Consider the following 2,933-nt stretch of genomic DNA (forward strand, 5'->3'; position numbering starts at 1 on the left):
CGGCGCCCAGCTGCGGATCACCGACGCCGACGGCATGCGGATCACCTGCTTCGCCACCAACACCGCCGAACTGCCGATTGCTCGGCTGGAGTTGCGGCACCGCCAGCGGGCCCGGGCCGAGGACCGTATCCGCGCGGCCCGCGACACCGGCCTGCGCAACCTGCCGCTCAAGTCCACCGCGCAGAACCGGATCTGGCTGGAGATCGTCCAGCTCGCCCTCGACCTGCTGGCCTGGCTGCCCATGCTCGCGCTGACCGGCGACGCCCGCCGCTGGGAACCCAAACGCCTGCGGCTGCGGCTGTTCTCCGCCGCGGCCCAGCTGGTCACCACCGGCCGCCGCCGCTGGCTCCGCCTCGCCCGGCACTGGCCCNGCGCAGGTTATGGAGGATGCCAAACGTCAAGCCAGAGATAACAGGCGTCAACCTCCATCCGCTCAGAGCGTTGATCAGGCATCCAGCAATGAAGAGGCCGCAAGCAAGGAGCCACGGTGTGGGTCTGGCTTTCACGGTGTGAACTGTACGACTGAAGATCATTTCTGCCTAGTGCCGCATCAGCAACGTTCGCCCCGACCGACGAGACAGGGCGAACGTTGCCTGACGCGGCACTACTGAACTTGATCGTGTGATGTCGGGGCCGTTTGCCTGACAGCCGGGTGCTGGCACCGGTAGCCCTGGGGTGTGAGGTACGCGCAAGGCGGTGGGTTGACCGATGCCGAGAGAGGCACGCGGGAGCGGTTGCGGCTCCAGGCTGTGGAGCGGTGCCAGGCAGGGGAGAAGAACGCGGAGGTCGCTACTGCTCTGCGGGTGAGCGTGCGGTCGGTCGAGCGGTGGCGGCGGGCCTGGCGCGAGGGCGGCGAGGCGGGAGTCCTATCGAAGGGATCGCCAGGTAGACCTCGACTCAGCGAGGCCCAGATCGCCAGGTTGGAGCGGGAGTTGGAGCGTGGTCCGCTGGCTCACGGCTGGGCGGACCAGCGGTGGACGCTGGCGCGAATCAAGACGCTGATCGGCCGGCTGTTCCACGTCTCCTACACGGTGGAGGGCACCTGGCGGCTGCTGAAGCGGCACGGCTGGAGCTGGCAGCAGCCCACCAGGCGCGCGATCGAGCGCGACGACGCCGCGGTCGAGGTGTGGAAGAAGGAGACCTGGCCGCGGGTAAGAGGACCGCGGCGGAGCGCGGGGCCTGGATCGTCTTCGAGGACGAGGCCGGGCAGTCGATGACTCCGCCGCGCGCCAGGACCTGGGGCCGGATCGGCCAAACCCCGGTCGTGAGGGTGAGGGGCCGGGGCTCCGGCCGGGTCTCGGTGGCGGGCATGGCCTGCTACAAGCCGGGCGAACGGTCCCGCCTGATCTACGCGATCCGCGAGTACCGGGGCCGCAAGGACGAACCGAAGGGCTTCGGCTGGCGCGACTTCCGCGACCTGATCGTCCGCGCCCGCATCCAACTCGGCGGCCCGATCGTGCTCGTGTGGGACAACGTCCGCCTCCACCTGACGGCCGGAATGCGCGAGTTCATCGCCGCGAATGCCGAGTGGCTCACCGTGTTCCAACTGCCCACCTACGCACCGGACCTCAATCCGACCGAGGGCGTTTGGTCGCTGGTCAAGCGTGACCTCGGCAACCTCGCTGCCGCCGACCTCAGCCAGATCACCCGTGCGGTGAAGCGCAGGCTGAAGATGCTGCAGTATCGACCCGAGGTCATCGACGGCTGCCTCGTCGGCGCCCGTCTCGCTCTCAACACGTGATCATACGGTGAGACCTCGGCTGCACCCTGGAATCCGATTGCCGCCGGCCCGTGGAGCGTGCAAATACTTCGGCATGAGCAGAATCGCTGAGGTCATCGTGCTGGCACGGTACGCGGACGAGGTGATGGAACCCCTGACACGGCCGGACGACTCGCGTGACTGGCAAGGTCGTTTCGAGCGGCTCCACCCCTTTGTCGAAGGGTGGGTGATCGAGTTCAACCATGTACGCCCGCGATCCGGCCTGCTGCGATACCTGGAGGCCCTGGCCTGGCCGGAACCCGCAAGTGTGCAGGTACTCATCCATGACGAGGAGGACGACTGCTTCGGTCTCTGGATGATCCAACGCGGCGTGCTGACCGAGGTTCCGCTTCCTGGCCATCGGCGTCTGTACCCTCCGGCGCCGACTACTGGAGCGTATCCACCTGACCCAGGCCTGCTGTGGCGGACGGAAGCGAGGGTTCCGCCCGGCTTCTCCATCGAGCGCCAGGACCCACGCCCGGCCTGGTAGGGCCGGGCCATCCACCCAGGTCTCCGGTCATGACCCGAAGGCAGCCGACATCACGGGTTCAAGTTCAGTAGCCAGCCGGACCCGGTGTGGCACCCGCTCCGCTCGACGGTCTGTGGGCGGGCGAGTGGGTGGCAAGGAACTGATGTCCTGGCGGCTTCGGTTCGTTGTGGATGGTGTCGGCGGGGGCCGGGCCGGTAGCCGGCTCGCCGCTGGGTGCGGGCCATTGGTCAGGGTGCCTCGTGCGGGAGGAGCGAACGGAGCCGTTGGTCGAAGCGTCTGAGGGAGGCGAGGTCTTCGACTGGCGACTTGCCATGTACGACGCTCCGGGCGATGAGGACTGTGCAGAGTCGGCCAGAGGGGCCTTTGCCCGTGAAGGTGGACACGCGGTGGGTTGTCATGCGGCGAGCGTGAGCTTAGCGGTGTGGTGCCGGCGTTCGTACTCGTTGGGGCTGAGGTAGCCGTTGGTCGAGTGCCGACGGCGGGTGTTGTAGCGGGTGAGCCAGGCGAAGACGGTCCTGCGGCAGGTGACCGGGTCGCCGAAGTCGCCGGCGCCCTGGAGCGTTTCGCGTTTGAGGGAGGCGTGGAAGCTCTCGCAGGCCGCGTTGTCCGCGCTGGTGCCGACCGCTCCCATCGAGCGGCTGACGCCCAGCTGCGCGCACAGGTCGGCGAAGGCCCGGGACCCGT

4 protein-coding genes are annotated in these 2,933 nt (G+C 68.2%); 3 read left to right on the forward strand and 1 reads right to left on the reverse strand.

All coding sequences use genetic code 11. The features are described from left to right. The 3 genes from ACFP3V_RS28115 to ACFP3V_RS28130 form a co-directional block, all read left to right on the forward strand. On the forward strand, nt 1–412 hold a 412-nt coding region (locus tag ACFP3V_RS28115; protein WP_380589332.1), incomplete at its 5' end, for a transposase. Nucleotides 413–677: 265 nt separating this feature from the next. Further along, nucleotides 678–1,741, forward strand: a protein-coding gene (locus ACFP3V_RS32120; RefSeq protein ID WP_465270114.1) for an IS630 family transposase whose coding sequence is annotated in 2 segments (ribosomal slippage) — nt 678–1,125 and nt 1,125–1,741 — 1,065 coding nt in all. Because the reading frame shifts where the segments join, the coding sequence is not laid out codon by codon here. 73 nt (nt 1,742–1,814) lie between these two features. Beyond that, nucleotides 1,815–2,249, forward strand: coding sequence for a hypothetical protein (locus ACFP3V_RS28130; protein WP_380589341.1), 435 nt, complete (start codon nt 1,815–1,817; stop codon nt 2,247–2,249). Nucleotides 2,250–2,643: 394 nt separating this feature from the next. Here the strand turns inward: ACFP3V_RS28130 and ACFP3V_RS28135 are convergent. Further along, a partial coding sequence (locus ACFP3V_RS28135; protein WP_380589344.1) for an integrase core domain-containing protein occupies nt 2,644–2,933 on the reverse strand: 290 nt, incomplete at its 5' end.

The sequence above is a fragment of the Streptacidiphilus monticola genome (assembly GCF_042658505.1).
GTDB classification, from domain to species: domain Bacteria; phylum Actinomycetota; class Actinomycetes; order Streptomycetales; family Streptomycetaceae; genus Streptacidiphilus; species Streptacidiphilus monticola.

Bases quoted from the DNA above. Each gene is read 5' to 3' on its own strand.
- ACFP3V_RS28130 (WP_380589341.1), top strand. From the start codon at position 1,815: ATGAGCAGAATCGCTGAGGTCATCGTGCTGGCACGGTACGCGGACGAG.